Consider the following 16,553-nt stretch of genomic DNA (forward strand, 5'->3'; position numbering starts at 1 on the left):
TCGGAGGGGAACCGGGGGGTTCCGGCCCGGCACGCGGGGACGTGCCGGGCCCGAAGCACCCCGCTCAGACCGGCTGCGCCACGAAGACGTGCGCGGCGATGTCCTTGCCCAGCTGCGCGGCCTGCTCGCCGTCGCCCACCAGCACGCCGCCGATCGCCGGCGCCACCGTCACGGTGGCCCCGGGGCGGATGCCGGCCCGGCGCAGCGTGCGCATCAGCTCCTCGTCGGTCTGGATCGGCTCGCCGATCCGGCGCACCACCACGCTGGCGCCGCCCTCGGCCGGGCGCAGCGCGTCCAGGCTGACCAGGGCGGAGTCGAAGCCCTCCCCCTCGGCCTTGGCGTCGCCGAGCTCGTCGAGGCCGGGGATCGGGTTGCCGTACGGCGACTGGGTCGGGTGGCCGAGCATGGCGAGCACCTTGCGCTCGACCGTCTCGCTCATCACGTGCTCCCAGCGGCAGGCCTCCTCGTGCACCTGCTCCCACTCCAGGCCGATCACGTCCACCAGCAGGCACTCGGCGATCCGGTGCTTGCGCATCACCCGGACCGCCAGCCGGCGGCCCTCCTCGGTGAGTTCCAGGTGGCGGTCACCGGCCACCTGGAGCAGCCCGTCGCGCTCCATCCGGCCGACCGTCTGGCTGACCGTCGGGCCGCTCTGCTCCAGTCGCTCGGCGATCCGGGCCCGCATCGGGACGATGCCCTCCTCCTCCAGCTCCAGGATGGTGCGAAGGTACATCTCAGTCGTATCGATCAGCCCAGACATCGCCGCCGGCTCCGTTCCTCGGTGTCCTCACCGCCAATTCTTGCGTACCCCGCTCACAACCGAGCCCGCCCGCCGACCCTTCCCGACCGTTTTCGTCCCTGTTGACAGCGGTGGCGCCCAGGCAGAACCCTGCTCGCCGTAGCTTTCTCCACTGGCCTAGAGGGAAGATCTCGATGAACGACCTGGTCGGGCAGTACTTCGACACCGCGGTGGCCCACCTGCAGCGGGTCCGCACCGAGGAGGCGCACGCGATCGAGCGGGCGGCCGAGCTGCTGGCCGAGGCGGTGGCCGAGGACCGCCGGATCTTCTCCTTCGGGGCCGGCCACTCCTCGCTGCCGGCCCAGGACGTGGTCTACCGGGCCGGCGGCCTGGTGGTCTTCAACCTGCTCAACGTGCCCGGGATGACCGGCGTGAACGTGATGCCGGCACCGCTGGGCAGCGCGCTGGAGCGGGTCTCGGGCCTGGCCACCGCCACCCTCGACCTCACCCCGGCCACCGCCGGCGACCTGCTGTTCCTGATCTCGCTCTCCGGCCGCCAGGTGATGCCGGTCGAGCTCGCGATGCACGCCCGGGCCCGCGGCCTGCACGTGGTCGGGGTCACCTCGCTCGCCTACCCGGAGCAGGTCAGCTCGCAGCACCCGTCCGGCAGCTACCTCAAGGACCACTGCGACGTGGTGCTGGACAGCAAGATCGCGGTCGGCGACCACGAGCTGACCCACCCCGGGGTGGAGACCGGCTTCGGCTCGGTCTCCACGATCGTGACCAGCGCGCTGATGCAGGCGGTGGTGGCGAGCGCAGTGGGCAAGCTGGCCGACCGCGGCATCACCCCGCCGCTGTTCCGCTCGGGCAACGTGGACGGCGGCACCGACTGGAACGCCAAGCTGATGGCCGAGCACGCGGACCGGATCTACTACGCGTTCTGATCCACCATCAGACGCAGGGAACCTCAGCCCCGGGCCGGATCCGATCTACCGAAAGGCTCGTACGCGCCCTGTGCCCGCGGGCGGCGACCGCCCATACTTCGAGCAGTGGACGGGACGCTCACTCGGGGGGCAGCAGATGGCGGGCGGCGGACCACCCGGTGATCCGATCAGCGAGCAGCGGCTGCTGCCGGAGCTGTTCCGGGTGGCCGACGGCGCCTCGCTGCTCGCCCAGCGCCGCTCCGTCTCGCTGATCCGCTGGGAGCTGGCGCTGCTGACCGGCGCCGCGGCGGTGGCCGGACTGGGCCCGGCGGCCTGGTCCTGGGCGGCTGGGGCGGCCTACCTGGCCGCCGCGGTGCTGGCCGCACTGCTCACCCGGCAGCAGCCGCAGGGCCTGTGGTACGAGGGGCGGGCGGCGGCCGAGTCGGTGAAGACGCTGGCCTGGAAGTACGTGGTGCGGGCCGACGCGCCCTCCTTGCCCGCCGCCGGGCAGGAGGGGCCCACCTCCTTGCCCGGCGCCGGGCAGGAGGGGCCCAGCTCCTTGCCCGCCGCCGGGGAGGCAGGGCCCAACTCCTCGCCCGCCGCCGGGGACGACGGGCCCAGTTCCTCGCCCGCCGCCGGGGAGGACGGGCCGGGGGTGCCGCCGTTCGCCGCGGGACCGGACGCCGAGAGCCTGTACCACCGGCAACTGGCCGATCTGCTCCGGGTGTTCCGGCACAGCCCGGCGCTGCCCGCGGAGGCGGCGCGGCAGGCGGCGATGACCGAGGCGATGCGCGAGCTGCGGGCCCAGCCGCTGAGCGTGCGGCGCGAGGTCTACCTGCGCGAGCGGGTGGAGGCGCAGCGGATCTGGTACCGGGACAAGGCGGCCTACTGCGACCGGGCCGGCCGGGCGGCCGACTGGCTGGGCGTGCTGCTGCCGGCGCTGGCGGTGCCGCTCGCGCTGCTGCGCGCGCTCGGCCCGCTCGACCCGCTCGGTGGCGGGCCGCTGGGCGCCCTGTCCGCACTGGCCGCCTCGGTGGTCGCCTGGGCGCAGCTGCGCCAGTACCGCCCGCTGGCCGCCGCCTACCGGCTGGCGGCCGAGGAACTCGACCTGGTCCGGGACCAGTTGACCGGCCTGGACCTGGCCGCCCAGGGGTCCGAGGAGCTCTGGGCCCGGTTGGCCCGGGACGCCGAGGACGCCGTCTCGCGCGAGCACACCACCTGGCAAGCCCGTCGGGAGGTGCGCCATCCGGGCCCGTGAACCGGCCCGGACCCCGATCCCCCAGCCTTTGGAGGCCCCCGCGTGCAGCCGCTCCTGGTCCACACGCCCGACTGCCGAACGCTGGCGGTGCAGACCTTCGGGAACCCGGCCGGGCGGCCGGTCTTCCTGATGCACGGCACTCCCGGCAGCCGGGTGGGACCGCTGCCGCGCAGCACGGTCCTCTACCACCTGGGGGTCCACCTGATCTCCTTCGACCGCCCCGGCTACGGCAGTTCGGACCGGCTGCGGGGCCGGCAGGTGGCCGCCGCCGCAACCGACGTGCGCACCATCGCCGACCAGCTGGGCCTGGGCCGGTTCGCCGTGGTCGGCCGCTCCGGCGGCGGCCCGCACGCGCTGGCCTGCGCGGCGCTGCTGCCGGACCGGGTGCACCGGGTGGCCGCGCTGGTGAGCCTGGCGCCGCACGACGCCGAGGGGCTGGACTGGTTCGCCGGGATGACCCCGTCCAACATCCGCGCCTACCGGGCCGCCGAGCGCGGCCACCAGCGGATCGCCGCCACCATGGAGCAGCGGGCCCGGCGGATCCGGGAGAACCCGGCCCAGCTGCTGGCCGGGCTGCGCCAGGAGCTGTCCGGCACCGACCAGGCCGTGGTGGCCGACTCCGGGATCCGCCGGATGCTGCAGAGCAACTACCGCGAGGCCTTCCGGCAGAACGCCGACGGCTGGATCGACGACGTGCTGGCCTTCACCACCGACTGGGGGTTCAAGGCGCAGGACGTGGCGGCGCCGGCCTGGCTCTGGCACGGCGCGGACGACCAGTTCTCGCCGGTGGACCACTCGCGCTGGCTGGCCGCGCACATCCCGGACGCCACGCTCTTCCTGGAGCCCGGCGCCTCGCACTTCAGCTCCTTCAAGGCGCTCACCCCGGCCCTCAAGTGGGCGGCGGGGGCGAGCGACTGAGCGGCCCGGTCAGACCGGCTGCGGCTCCAGGTCCCGGTTGATCCGCTTCCAGCCGCGCGCGGAGACCGTGTTGGGGTGCTCCTCGCCGAGCTGGCGGATGAACTCGGCCACCGCCCGGCTGCGCAGCTCCGCGCCCTGGTTGACCCGGCCCTGCGAGCGCAGCGTGACCGCCAGGTTGGCCTGGCAGACCACCGCGTCCGGGTGCCGGGGGCTGTACCGCTCGACCAGCCCCCGGTAGGCGGCCTGCTCCAGCGCCTCGGCCTCGTCCAGGCGGCCGAGGTCGCCGAGCACGTTGGCCAGGTTGATCATCCCGTTCAGGGTGAACGGGTGCTCGGCGCCGAGCACCCGGGTCAGCGTGGCCACCGTCTCCCGGCCCAGCTCCAGCGCCTCCTCCGGGGCGCCGCTGCCGCGCAGGTAGATCACCAGGTTGTTGGCGCAGGCCAGGGTGAACGGGTGCTCGTGGCCGAACAGCCGCTGGTGGCCGACGAAGACCTGGCGGGCCAGGTCCCGGGCGGCGTCCTTGTCACCGCCGGCGCTGTAGTCGGCGGCCAGGTTGAGCGCGCAGGCGAGCGTGTCGGGGGCGTTCTCGCCGTACCGCTCCAGGTAGCGCTCGTAGGTCTCCTTGGTCAGCCGGCGCGCCTCGGCCTGCCGCCCGGCCTTGCGCAGCGCCACCGCGAGCGCCTTGGCGTTGCGCAGGATCTCCGGCACGTCGATGTCCAGGGTCTCCGCGTAGGCCGCGTCGACCTCCTGGTGGATCGTCACCGACCCCTCGTAGTCGCCCTGTTCGCGCAGGTCGCGGGCGAGGTTGGACTTGCTGGACAGGGTGTAGGGGTGGGTCGGGCCGAGCACCATGGTGCGCCGGTCCAGGGTGTCCTGGTCCAGTTCCTGGGCCGCCTTGGAGTCGCCCACCAGCCGGTAGTCGATGGCCAGGTTGTTGGCGATCGACAGGGTGCGCGGGTGGTCCTCGCCGAACTGCTCGCGGAACCGCTCCAGGATCTCCCGGTCCAGCTCCAGCGCCCGGGCGAACTCGCCCAGCGCCCGGCGGTCGGCGCTCAGCGAGCCGGCCGTCATCAGGGTGTACGGGTGGTAGGAGCCGAGCACCCGGCGCTGGCGCTCCAGGGTGTCCTCGTCCAGTTCCATGGCGGCCGCGTACTGGCCCTGGGAGCGCATCACGTTGGCCAGCTGGAAGCGCAGCAGCAGGGTCTGCCGGTCGTCCCCGCCGAGCTTGGCGGTCCAGGCGTCGTCCAGCAGGTGGCCGATCCGGCGGGCCTGGGCGTACTCGCCGCGCTTCCACAGGTAGCGGACCCGGTCGATCATCAGCTGGCGGGTGTCCGGCTCGTCGCAGTCGTGCGCCCGGGACGGCGACAGGTGCGGCCAGATCTCCTCGAAGGCGGGCCAGTTGGCCGGGTCGTCGGTGTCGCCGACGACCGGGCGGGCGCCGATCAGGATCCGGTGCACCTCGTGGATGGTGGTCTCCCGCTCGGCCAGGCTCATCTCGGAGCGGATCACCTCCTGGACCAGCCGGTGCACCTGGATCGAGTTGGCGCCGGCGTCCACCTTGGCCAGCGCGTACCGGCCGATCGCCTGGATCACCCGGCCGAGCAGGAACTTGTCGCTCAGCCCGGGGTCGTAGGGGGCCAGCGCGCGGATCATCTGGTCGCTGTAGAAGAGGTTCATCGAGATCGGCTCGGGCGCGAAGTAGGCGCAGAGCTGGAGCATCCGGGCGGCGGCCGGGGACTGCTCGCGCAGTCGGGTGATGGAGACCCGCCAGGTCGCGCCGACCGTCATCGGGTAGTCCACCGGGCGGTCCAGCTCCAGCACCCGGGCCGCCTCGTTGCGCAGCGCCGCGATGTAGTCCGGCACCGGGGTGCCGGTGGCCTTGAGCCAGGCACCGGCCACCTCCACCGCCAGCGGCAGGTCGCCGACCGCCTCGGCCACCGCGTCCGCGTCGGCCCGGTTCAGCGCCCCGCCGGTACGCCGGGTCAGGTGGTCGATGCTCTCCGGACGGGTGAAGACGTCCATCACCAGCGCCTCGGCGTGGGTGGACCAGGCCTGGTTGCGCGAGGTGACCAGGATGTGGCCGGTGCCGCCGGGGAAGTAGCGCCGGATCTGGGCCGGCTCGTCGGCGTTGTCGAAGATCAGCAGCCAGCGCTTGGCCTTCTCGCCGCGGCGCAGCGCCTCCAGCGCCAGCTCGGCGGCGTGCGCCACCGGCTCGTTGGTGGAGCGGCCCAGCTTGCGGGCGAGCTCGGCCAGCTGGCCCTGGATCTCCTCCTCCTGCTCGGCCGAGATCCACCAGACCAGGTCGTAGTCGGCCATGAACCGGTGCGCGTACTCCAGCGCCACCTGGGTCTTGCCGACGCCGCCGAGGCCGTAGAGGGTCTGCGGCACCGGCAGCACCGCGGTGGCGCCGCCGCCGAGCTGGTTGCGCAGCCGCTCCAGCACCTCGGCACGGCCGGTGAAGTAGCTGTTGCGCGGCGGCACGTTCCAGATCTCCGGCTGGGTGCCGGGGAAGCGCGGACCGCTCGCGGTGTCCACGGCCGGCACCTCCTCCCGGCCCAGCGCCTTGACCAGGGCGGCCAGCGCCTGCGGCTCCTTGAGGTTGACCAGGTCCACCGGGTTGCGGCTGCTGAACGGCGCGGCCAGCGGGGTGGCGCCGACCCGGACCGGGATCAGCTGGCGCCGGGTGCCGGACGGGTCCGAGCCGACCACCGACTCCCAGAGCGCCCGGGCCTGCGGGGAGCGCAGGTAGGCGGGCGACAGCACCGCGACGGTGCGGAAGGCGGCGTCCACCGAGCGCTCGGTCTCCGCCCGGGTGTCGGCGCCGGCGCCGACGTCCCGGGGCAGCACCCGGAAGCCCGCCGCGCCCAGCACGTACTCGATCCAGTCCGCCCACATCCGGTCCTCGGGCACGTAGCTGAGGTAGATGTCGGCCGGCACGGTGGGCCGGCGCCGGGTGAAGGCCTCGACGTAGCGCAGCCGCACCTCCTCGTCCATCGGCGGCAGCGCGGAGACCCGGCCGCCGGTGAGCGCGTCGGTCAGCCGCTCGCAGGCGGAGAGCATGGTGGTCGGGGTGCCGGGCTGGTCGCCGAAGGTGGCCAGGATCTCCTCGTAGGCGTAGAACGGCCGGTACGGGATCTCCACCGAACCCCAGTAGTGGACCAGTTCCTCGCCGTTCAGGCCGGACGGCAGCCCCTCGAAGCGGATCCGGGCCAGCGCCCGGCCGGCGTCCGCCTTGTCCTTCTCGAAGTCGTCGATCCGCATCGGCACCGGCAGGATCCGGATGCCGCGGTCGCGGTAGCGGTCGGCGATGTGCTGGGCGATCCGCGAGGCGCCGTCGATGCTCTGGTCGCTGAGGGTGAAGCAGACCACCAGGTCGTCGGGCATCTGCACGGTGCAGATCTCGGCGGTGTCGGACAGGCCGGTCCGGCTGTCGATCAGCACGTAGTCGTAGCGGCGGCGCATGTCGGCCCGCAGCGCGTCGAAGAACTGCCCGCCGTCGAACCGCTCGTAGAACAGGTCCCAGTCCAGCGGCCCGAGCGTCCCCGAGTAGTCCCGGTCCTGCCGGCCGGCGGCCAGGAAGTCGATGCTGCCGCCGACCGGGAAGCCGGCCCAGGAGAGCGCCACCGCGTGCCCGGCCACCTTGGCGTAGTCCAGGTGCCAGCCCGGGTGGTGGCCGATCTCGCGCAGCTGCTCGGCGTACCGCTCCGGCTCCAGCAGCGCGTCGGCGTGCAGCTCGGTCTCCCGCAGCGCCTCCTCGCGGTAGTCGTTGATCAGCGTCATCACGCCCGGCGCCTCGGCCAGTTCGACCGGGTCCAGGAACGGGTGGAAGAACCTGGCCAGGCCCGGCGCCTCCAGGTCCCAGTCCACGGTCAGCACCCGGTAGCCGTTGGCCGCCAGGATCCAGGCGGTGTTGGCCAGCGCCATGGTGCGCCCGGTGCCGCCCTTGTAGGAGTAGAAGGTGATGATCCGGCCCTGCCGGTCCTCGTCCAGTGCGCTCGGTCCCCCCGGGACCGGGGCCGCCTGCGGACCGGACCGGCCCACTGCCCGCAGGTTGCGGGTCCGCTCAGAGCTCATCTTCTCCCCCACCCGTGCTGTCGTGGTCGTCGTCCCGGTCGTCGTACTCGTCCTCGGTGCCGAGCTGTCCGGTCGGCGCCCGCTGGGCGCCGAACGCCTCGCGCAGCCTGGGTCGTTCGCCGCCCCGGCCGGCCCCCTCCGAACCGCCCGGCGGCTCCCCCGTGCCGGGCGAGCGGGCCAGGTGCCGCTCCTTGAACGCCTTCTGGGCCCGGATCGCGGCGTGCTGGAAGGCCAGGCCGAAGTCCCGTGCGGTGGAGACGCCCTCGGGGTCGTCGCCGTCGCCGGCGGCCGGCCGGAACGAGGGCCGGGCGGAACGCCGGTGCAGCACCCGGTCGCTGAGTTCGGCCATCGCCCGGGTCTGCGCGGCGCACTGCGGGTCGTCCCGGTTCCACGGCTCCACCACGGTCACCCAGGCCGGGTTGCGCCGGGCGAACTCGGCGACCAGCGCGGCCCGGTGCGGGTCCTGCAGCACCCAGCGGTCCAGCAGCAGGACGCCCGGGCCCTGCGGACGGTCCAGCTCCATCAGGTGGTCGGCCCGGGCGTCGAACTCGTGCACGGTCGGGTTGAGGTCGCACTGGCGGGCCAGCTGCGCCGCCTTCTCGGCCAGCGCGCTCTCGCCGCCGCGGACGTAGGGCTGCCAGTCCACCCGGCGGGCGCCGTACCAGGTGCGGTCGCGGTGCTCGGGCACCTCGCTGTCCTTGAAGGCGAGCACCGCGATGGTCAGCTCGTCGGCCGGCGAGCGGCCGGGGAAGGCCGACGGGTTGGTGGTGAAGTCGACCGGCTCGACCACCGGCACCACCGTCTCCAGCGCCACCTCGACGATCCGGCGGGCCAGCTTGTAGACCACCTTCTCGTACAGCCCCTGGTGGTGGCGCTGGGCCATCAGCGCGTACAGCCCGTCCTCGGTGTAGGCCCGCGGGAAGCTGGAGTGGTTGTACTGCACGGCGGTGGCCACCGGCGGCAGCGCCGCGTCGCGCATCCCGACCCAGAGCACCGGCACGATCGCGCTGTTGTGCGCGGGGCCGCCCGGCGCGTTGGCCGCCCGCTGGGCGAAGGTGTACCACTCCTGGCCGCACGGGGTGGAGCGGAACAGCCGCGGGTGGTACAGCGGCACGAAGACCCGGCAGGTGGCCAGCGCCTCGGATATCTTCATCGCCCAGTTGTCGCCCTGGTGCATGGTCTCGTCCATGAAGCCCACCGGCTCGGCGGTGGGCAGCGGGGTCAGCTGCAGCACCGCCTCGCACAGGTCCTCGTAGAACTGGCTGACCCGCAGGTTGGGGTTGCGCGAACCGACCGGCGGCATGTGCGCATAGGAGATGAAAAAGTGCGGCTTCGCCGAGGCCCTTCGCCCGCCTTCAGCGTCGTTCACGCAGCCTCCCCCGGCATGACCGGCTGATCCCCCCTCAGGGGGCGCTTCAGTGTAGGAAGAGCGGCTTCCCCTAGGGAATAGCGCCGACCCGGTCCGACTCACTGATCATGCGTCAGGTCACCGACAACTGTCAGGGGTTTGGTCGCATCTCCCCACCCGCCACGGCAGCGGCCGGGTGTCCGGCGAGCCACTCGGTGGCCGCGTCCACCGCCGGGCGCAGCGGCATCAGCAGCGCGGTGCCACCGCCCACCGGCCCGGTCACCGCCTTCAGCTCGGGCAGCACGTCCACCAGCATCGCGGGGAAGTGCCCGTCGTCCAGGTCGACCCCGTCGAAGCCGACCCAGCCGCGGCCGCGCACCACCGCGCCGTAGCGTTTCTGCGGCCGGCCCGGCACCCGGTACTCGGCCAGGTGGAAGGCGGTGCAGCTGGTCAGCGGGGCCCCCAGCAGCAGCACCGAGGCCCCGGCCCGGTAGAGCGCGCCGAGCGGCGAGCGCTCGCCCAGGTGGCAGTGGTACGGGTGGTCGGCCAGCAGCCGGCCGGCCAGCGGGCCGAGCGCGGCGAAGGAGGTCTGCGGGTGGGCGCTGCGCCGGGCCCCCGGGGTGCGGCGCAGCTCCTCGGAGAGCCGGCCCACCGTCGGCGAGCAGGGCGTGGCCGCCGGGTCGAACGGCGGCATCGCCGCCAGGTGGGCGGCGCGCTGCTCGGCGCTCAGGTGGGCGGTGGCCTCCCGGTGCAGCCGCGAGGTGGCCGAGTTCTCCGGGGTCGCGGTGTACGCCACCAGCGTGCCGCCCGGCCCGAGCGCGGTGCGCAGCGCGGCCAGCACCGCCGCCGAGCCGCCGGCCACCGGGCCGAGCGCGCGCAGCGCGGCGTGCACCAGCAGCACCCCGGTGTCCGGGCCGACGCCGAGCATCCGCAGCTGCTCGACCAGCTGGTCCCCCGTCAGCCCGCCGGTGGGCGCACCGGTCATCGGGCGTCGGCGGGCGTCAGCCGCGCGGCGGCCGGCGCGACCGGTGGCACGGCCGGCCAGGGCTCCAGGCCCGCCCCGACCCCGCGGACGAACCGCTCGCCCAGCCCGGTCAGCGAGCCGGTGGCCAGCAGCGTCTCCACCGCCCGCGCGGTGTGCCCGCGCCAGCGCCCCAGCTCCTCCCGGGCCCGGTCGGCGGCCGCTCCCGGCAGCCCGTCGTAGGCCCGCACCCGGGTGCCCCAGAACTCGCAGACCGCCAGGTGCGCGTAGGTGCCCTGGAGCAGCCCCTCCAGCGGGCGCGGGTCGGGCCGCCACGGAGCCTCGAACAGCCGCCGGTCGGTGGGGTCGAACAGGTCGTGGAAGTCCAGGACCGCACCGAGCTTCACGTGCTGGAACTCGTGCACCAGCAGCAGCGCCAGGGCGGGCGCGGTGGCCGGCCGGGCGATGCCGACCGCGCCGAAGGCCTGCCGGGCCGCCGAGCTCAGCTGCCGGCCGCCGGGCCCGGGCCGCAGCGGGGTCAGCGTGCTCAGCCCGGCCGCGATCCCGGCCGCGTAGCCGGGCAGGTCGCGCTGGACCAGCTCCCAGGCCTCGCGCAGCGCGCCGCTCCACCCGGCCAGCTGCTCCTCGGTGAGCCGGTGGTCGACCGGGTACCCGTGGCTGTCGCGCTGCGGGTCGGTGTCCTCCAGCGCCACCGTCCAGCCGCCGGGCAGCTCCACCCGGCGCACCGGCAGCCAGCGCTCGCCGCCGGCCTGGTCGAAGGCGATCCGCTGCCCGGCCCCGCCGGTGGCGCGCACCGTGAACCCGTCCCGGTCGCCGCGCAGCAGGGCCGGGCCGGACCCGCCGACCAGCACCCGGCCCAGTGTGGGCAGCTGCACCGCCCCGCCGCGCACCGGCACGGTCAGCTCCACCGGCCGCCCGGCCCGCAGCGCGGCCGCCGCCGCGATCTCCGCCACGCCCCCGAGGTCCTCGACCGGCTGCCGGGCCCCGCCGTTCGACTCGCCGCCGCGCAGCAGGCGCACCGCCCAGGCCCGCACGTACGGGTGCGCGAGCACCGCGTCCACCGCGGCCGGCTCCTCCCGGTCCAGGGTGGCCAGCAGTTCCCAGGCCTCGCCGGCCGGCCGGCCCACCGCGGCCAGCAGCCGCCGGGTCAGGTCCAGCTGCTCGGCGGCCAGCGCGCGCACGGTGTCGCCGTCGCCGTACCCCCGGGCCAGCTGGTCGAGCTGCTGCTCGGTCAGGCCCCGGCCCTGCTGCGCGGCGAGCGGCACGGCGGGGGCCACCCGGTCCCGGATGGTGGTGATCAGGCGCATGAGGTCTCCGCAGAAGACGGACGGGTTGTCGAAGCCGCTGCCGGTGCGCCAGCGGTGCGCGTACAGGCCGCCGCCGCAGCTGCGCACCACCGGGCAGGCCCGGCACGCGGCGCTCAGACCGGCCAGGCCCTGCTGACGGGCCGTCACCCCGGGGTGCCGGGCGACCTCGTCCAGGCTGTTCGTGAAGACGTCGAAACCGGTCGCCGGGGCGCCGTCGTAGGCGGTCTTCAGGCTGTCGGCCTGCTCGAACCCGCCGTCGGTCTCGATCACCACCAGGTCCACCGGCTCCAGGCCGAGCGACTCGGTGGTGCCGGCCTGCCCGCGCAGGGTGCGGTGGACCGAGTCGAAGGTGCGCACCGGGACCGGGCGGCCGCGCTCCAGCCAGTGCCGGTGCACCGTCAGCAGCCAGTCGGCGTAGGGGGTGGCGCCGAGCTCGGCGGGGCGGGGCGGCGGGGTGTCCCAGGTGGCGTGCGGCAGCAGGAAGTCGATCCGCGGCGGGTCCAGCGCCAGCAGCGCGTCCAGCACCGCGACCGGGTCGTTGCGCACGTCGACGGTGCAGAGCAGGCCGGCGAAGACCGGCCGGAACTCCGGGGTGTTCAGCAACTCGGCCGCGCGCAGCACCTGGTCGAAGCTGCTGCGCCCGTCGGCGAACCGGCGGTGCCGGTCGTTGGCGGCCCGGTCGCCGTCCAGCGAGAGGCCGACCTTGATCCCCAACTCGGCGAAGAGCGTGCAGAAGGCGCGGTCCAGCCGGACGCCGTTGGTGTGGATCCGCAGGTCCAGCTCGCAGTCGGCGGGCAGCGCGGCGCGCAGCAGTTCGGCGGCCCGGCGCAGCACCGCCGGGCCCGCCAGCAGCGGCTCGCCGCCGTGCAGCACCACGTGCACCGCGGGCAGCCGGTGCGCCCGGGCGTGCTCGCCCAGGCGCCGCGCCGCCTGCTCCAGCACCCGCGGCTCGATCACCCTGGGTTGGCGCCGCCAGCCGGTGTCCGCGTGCTCGTAGACGTAACAGTGGTCGCAGGCCAGGTCGCAGCGGCTGTGCACCTTCAGCACCAGCTGCGTCAACGGCACCATCGAGGCGCTTCCCGGGACGGCGGATTGAGTCCTGGTCAGATCGCGGAGTTGAACGCCGCCACCGGGACCCGGCCGGCCTGGGCGTCGGGCAGCGCGCGGTGCAGGGCACCGGTCAGCTCCTCGGCACTCAGTGCCGAGAGCTCCCCGAGCGGCACCCGGGCCGCCGGCGACTCGGTCTCGTCGACGGGCTTGACGTCCAGCGCAGCAGCGACCATGTTCGACGTCCTGTCAGAGGGATGCTTCAACGGCATCCGGCGTGGGTAGGAGCGCATCGGGGGCGTATCGCGATGCTCACCGCCCAAGGTAGCCGTCCGGGTGCGGATGACGCACGCCCCGCAGGTCGGAGCGTCCGCCGCGCGGCCCGGCCGGTCGGCCGTGAGCTGCGGCGGATCGGCCCGCGCCGACCCGCCGTCCACGGACCCGCCGGCGAAGTCCACCCGGACGGTGGAGCGCGCCGCTCAGCCGTCCGACGTATCCCCCGTCAGCTCGCGCCGGACCGCGTCCACTCGGGCCGGCGCGGGGGTCGACTCAGGGGCAGAGCCGCTCGACCGTCCAGCCGTCCCCGGCGGCGGTGTAGCGCAGCCGGTCGTGCAGCCGGTTGGGCCGCCCCTGCCAGAACTCGACGGCCTGCGGGACCACCCGGAAACCGCCCCAGAACGGCGGGACCGGCACGCCCTCGCCCTCGGGGTAGCGCGACTCGAGCTCGGCGAAGCGCTGCTCCAGCACCTCCCGGGAGGCCACCGGGCTGGACTGCTCGCTGGCCCAGGCGCCGAGCTGGGAGCCGTGCGGGCGGATCCGGAAGTAGGCCGCGGTCTCGTCCCGTCCGGTCTTCTCCACCGCCCCGGAGACGATCACCTGACGGTCGATCGGGTGCCAGGGGAAGAGCAGCGAGGCGAACGGGTTGGCGCCGAGCTCGGCACCCTTGCGCGACCCGTAGTTGGTGAAGAAGACGAATCCGCGCCGGTCGAAGCCCTTGAGCAGGACGGTGCGCGAGCTCGGGCGGCCCTGGGCGTCGGCGGTGGAGAGCACCATCGCGTTGGGCTCCAGGAACCCGGCGCGCTCGGCCTGGCCGAACCAGCGGGTGAACTGGGTGACCGGGTCGGGGGCGAGATCGGCCTCGGAAAGGCCCTCCTCGGCGTACTGACGGCGCATCCGGGCGAGGTTGGGGACCGAAGTCTGCGGCGCTGGCTGGGCGCGTTCCGGGGTCTGCACGCCAACATCATCCCGTACGACAAGCGGTGAACAACGCTCCGCCTATGGAATCTCGACATCAAGAGATATGGTGACTCGCCACCACTTCGAAGCTCGCGGGCCGGAGGAATGTCCGGTCGTGGCCGGTTGATACCGGAAGATCCCCGGTCTCGGGCCGGGTGCAGCGTGATCCGGAGCGGCCCTAGGGAAACATCACCGCAGTGGTGTATGGCGCAATGCACCCAGTGCCTGCCACTCTGGCACCGAGTGCCAAACACCAAACGGTCACCGGTTGGCCGCCCCACCACGGCGGCCGGCCCGTCACGTCACTGAGGAGCCGCGTGATGTCCGATTTCGTACCCGGGCTTGAGGGAGTAGTCGCCTTCGAGAGCGAGATCGCCGAGCCCGACCGGGAGGGCGGCGCGCTGCGCTACCGCGGCGTGGACATCGACGACCTGGTCGGTCACGTCTCCTTCGGCCACGTCTGGGGCCTGCTGGTCGACGGCAAGTTCAACCCCGGCCTGCCGGCCGCCGAGCCGTTCCCGATCCCGGTGCACTCCGGCGACATCCGGGTCGACGTGCAGTCCGCGCTCGCCATGCTCGCCCCGGTCTGGGGCCTCAAGCCGCTGCTCGACATCTCCGCCGAGCAGGCCCGTGACGACCTCGCCCGGGCCGCCGTGATGGCGCTCTCCTACGTCGCCCAGTCGGCCCGCGGCCAGGGCCTGCCGATGGTCCCGCAGAGCGAGATCGACAAGGCCGAGACCGTGGTCGAGCGCTTCATGATCCGCTGGCGCGGCGAGCCGGACCCGAAGCACGTCAAGGCGATCGACGCCTACTGGACCTCGGCCGCCGAGCACGGCATGAACGCCTCCACCTTCACCGCCCGGGTGATCGCCTCCACCGGCGCCGACGTGGCCGCCGCGCTCTCCGGCGCGGTCGGCGCGATGTCCGGCCCGCTGCACGGCGGCGCCCCGTCCCGCGTGCTGCACATGATCGAGGAGATCGAGCGCACCGGCGACGCGGCCGGCTACGTCAAGAACGCGCTGGACAAGGGCGAGCGCCTGATGGGCTTCGGCCACCGGGTCTACCGCGCCGAGGACCCGCGCGCCCGCGTGCTGCGCCGCACCGCCAAGGAGCTCGGCGCGCCGCGCTTCGAGATCGCCGAGGCGCTGGAGAAGGCCGCGCTGGAGGAGCTGCACAACCGCCGCCCCGACCGCGTGCTCGCCACCAACGTCGAGTTCTGGGCCGCGATCATGCTGGACTTCGCCGAGGTCCCGGCGCACATGTTCACCTCGATGTTCACCTGCGCCCGCACCGCCGGCTGGTCGGCGCACATCCTGGAGCAGAAGCGCACCGGCCGCCTGGTCCGCCCGGCCGCCCGCTACATCGGCCCCGGCCCGCGCAGCCCGCGCGAGGTCGAGGGCTTCGAGGCGATCGCCCACTGAGCGGTTCCGACCACGACCGGTCGGTGCCGAAAGGTTTCTGACCGGCCGTGAGGTCCGGCCGCCGAAGATCACATCTCAGCGGCCGGACAACGGGCGGATTTCCGGCATCCGGACCAGTAGGCTGCGCCCGTGGCCCAGATTCAGATCCCCGCTGACCTCAAGCCCGCAGACGGCCGTTTCGGCTGCGGCCCGTCCAAGGTGCGCCCCGAGGCCCTCAGTGCCCTCGCCGCCACCGGTCCTTCGCTGCTCGGCACCTCGCACCGCCAGGCCCCGGTCAAGAACCTGGTCAAGCGTGTGCGCGAAGGCGTCGCCGACCTCTTCTCGCTGCCCGAGGACTACCAGGTGGTCCTCGGCAACGGCGGCTCCACCGGCTTCTGGGACATCGCGGCCCTCGGCCTGGTGCGGCAGAAGTCGCAGCACCTGAGCTTCGGCGAGTTCTCCTCCAAGTTCGCCTCCTCGGTCAAGGCCGTGCCGTGGCTGGACGACCCGAGCGTGATCAAGACCGAGCCGGGCACCCACCCGCTCCCGGTCGCCGAGGCCGGCGTGGACGTCTACGCGCTGACCCACAACGAGACCTCCACCGGCGTGGCGATGCCGATCCGCCGCCCCGAGGGCACCTCGGGCGACGGCTCGCTGGTCCTGGTGGACGCCACCTCGGGTGCCGGCGGCCTGCCGGTGGACATCACCGAGACCGACGTCTACTACTTCGCGCCGCAGAAGTCCTTCGCCTCCGAGGGCGGGCTCTGGCTGGCCAGCTTCTCGCCGGCCGCCCTGGAGCGGGCCGCCGAGATCGCCGGTTCCGGCCGCTACATCCCGCCGTTCTTCGACCTGCCGACCGCGATCGACAACTCCTCGAAGGACCAGACCTACAACACCCCGTCGATCGCCACCCTGTTCCTGCTGGCCGACCAGCTGGAGTGGCTGAACGGCAACGGCGGCCTGGACTGGGCCGTCGCCCGTACGGCTGAATCCTCGGCGCACCTGTACGGCTGGGCCGAGAAGTCCTCGTTCGCCCGCCCGTTCGTGGCCGAGCCGGCCGAGCGTTCGCAGGTGGTCGGCACCATCGACTTCGACGACGCGATCGACGCGGCCGCGGTGGCCAAGGCGCTGCGCGCCAACGGCATCGTGGACACCGAGCCCTACCGCAAGCTGGGCCGCAACCAGCTGCGGATCGCGATGTTCCCGGCGATCGACCCGGCGGACGTCCAGGCGCTGACCGCGTGCATCGACTACGTGGTCGACCAGCTCTGACCGCACCGCCCCCGACCGCGCCGTAGAGCGGGGGCCGCTGCCTTCGGGC

General features: G+C 73.9%; 12 protein-coding genes. 5 read left to right on the top strand and 7 right to left on the bottom strand.

Annotated elements, in window-relative coordinates:
• Positions 1–64: 64 nt before the first annotated feature.
• On the bottom strand, positions 65–760 hold the full coding sequence (locus ACFW1A_RS22800; RefSeq protein ID WP_380410983.1) for a metal-dependent transcriptional regulator: 696 nt from the start codon (positions 758–760) through the stop codon (positions 65–67).
• A 173-nt stretch (positions 761–933) separates the two neighbouring features.
• Between ACFW1A_RS22800 and ACFW1A_RS22805 the strand changes: the two genes are divergently transcribed.
• From ACFW1A_RS22805 to ACFW1A_RS22815, 3 genes are all read left to right on the top strand, one after another.
• Complete coding sequence (locus ACFW1A_RS22805) at positions 934–1,683, top strand: SIS domain-containing protein (protein ID WP_380410984.1); 750 nt, start codon at positions 934–936, stop codon at positions 1,681–1,683.
• 136 nt (positions 1,684–1,819) lie between these two features.
• Positions 1,820–2,920 carry a DUF4231 domain-containing protein gene (locus ACFW1A_RS22810; protein WP_380410985.1) on the top strand — a complete coding sequence of 367 codons (1,101 nt, stop codon included), beginning with the start codon at positions 1,820–1,822 and terminating at the stop codon, positions 2,918–2,920.
• Between the two features lie 42 nt (positions 2,921–2,962).
• Positions 2,963–3,838, top strand: coding sequence for an alpha/beta fold hydrolase (locus tag ACFW1A_RS22815; protein WP_380410986.1), 876 nt, complete (start codon positions 2,963–2,965; stop codon positions 3,836–3,838).
• 9 nt (positions 3,839–3,847) lie between these two features.
• On the opposite strand, the gene fxsT is transcribed toward ACFW1A_RS22815, so the two are convergent.
• From fxsT to pdxH, 6 genes are all read right to left on the bottom strand, one after another.
• Positions 3,848–7,828: an FxSxx-COOH system tetratricopeptide repeat protein gene (gene fxsT, locus ACFW1A_RS22820; protein ID WP_380410993.1), complete on the bottom strand. Its 3,981-nt coding sequence runs from the start codon at positions 7,826–7,828 to the stop codon at positions 3,848–3,850.
• Between the two features lie 73 nt (positions 7,829–7,901).
• On the bottom strand, positions 7,902–9,383 hold the full coding sequence (locus ACFW1A_RS22825; protein WP_380410987.1) for a TIR-like protein FxsC: 1,482 nt from the start codon (positions 9,381–9,383) through the stop codon (positions 7,902–7,904).
• 28 nt (positions 9,384–9,411) lie between these two features.
• Entirely contained in the window at positions 9,412–10,245 is an 834-nt protein-coding gene (locus ACFW1A_RS22830) for an aminoglycoside N(3)-acetyltransferase (RefSeq protein ID WP_380410988.1), read from the bottom strand.
• The gene (locus tag ACFW1A_RS22835; protein WP_380410989.1) at positions 10,242–12,617 is read right to left on the bottom strand and encodes an FxsB family cyclophane-forming radical SAM/SPASM peptide maturase; all 2,376 of its coding nucleotides are present in this window, start codon (positions 12,615–12,617) and stop codon (positions 10,242–10,244) included. The genes ACFW1A_RS22830 and ACFW1A_RS22835 overlap by 4 nt, the downstream gene beginning before the upstream one ends.
• A gap of 35 nt (positions 12,618–12,652) precedes the next feature.
• Entirely contained in the window at positions 12,653–12,832 is a 180-nt protein-coding gene (fxsA, locus tag ACFW1A_RS22840; RefSeq protein WP_380410990.1) for an FxSxx-COOH cyclophane-containing RiPP peptide, read from the bottom strand.
• 313 nt (positions 12,833–13,145) lie between these two features.
• Entirely contained in the window at positions 13,146–13,769 is a 624-nt protein-coding gene (gene pdxH, locus ACFW1A_RS22845; protein WP_380410994.1) for a pyridoxamine 5'-phosphate oxidase, read from the bottom strand.
• A 383-nt stretch (positions 13,770–14,152) separates the two neighbouring features.
• On the opposite strand from pdxH, the gene ACFW1A_RS22850 reads away from it, so the two are divergent.
• A complete protein-coding gene (locus ACFW1A_RS22850; protein WP_380410991.1) occupies positions 14,153–15,253 on the top strand; it encodes a citrate synthase 2 in 1,101 nt (366 codons plus the stop codon).
• Between the two features lie 129 nt (positions 15,254–15,382).
• The gene (serC, locus tag ACFW1A_RS22855) at positions 15,383–16,504 is read left to right on the top strand and encodes a phosphoserine transaminase (protein ID WP_380410992.1); all 1,122 of its coding nucleotides are present in this window, start codon (positions 15,383–15,385) and stop codon (positions 16,502–16,504) included.
• The last annotated feature ends 49 nt before the right edge of the window (positions 16,505–16,553 follow it).

It is taken from the genome of Kitasatospora sp. NPDC058965 (assembly GCF_042741245.1).
Classification (GTDB): Bacteria; Actinomycetota; Actinomycetes; order Streptomycetales; family Streptomycetaceae; genus Kitasatospora.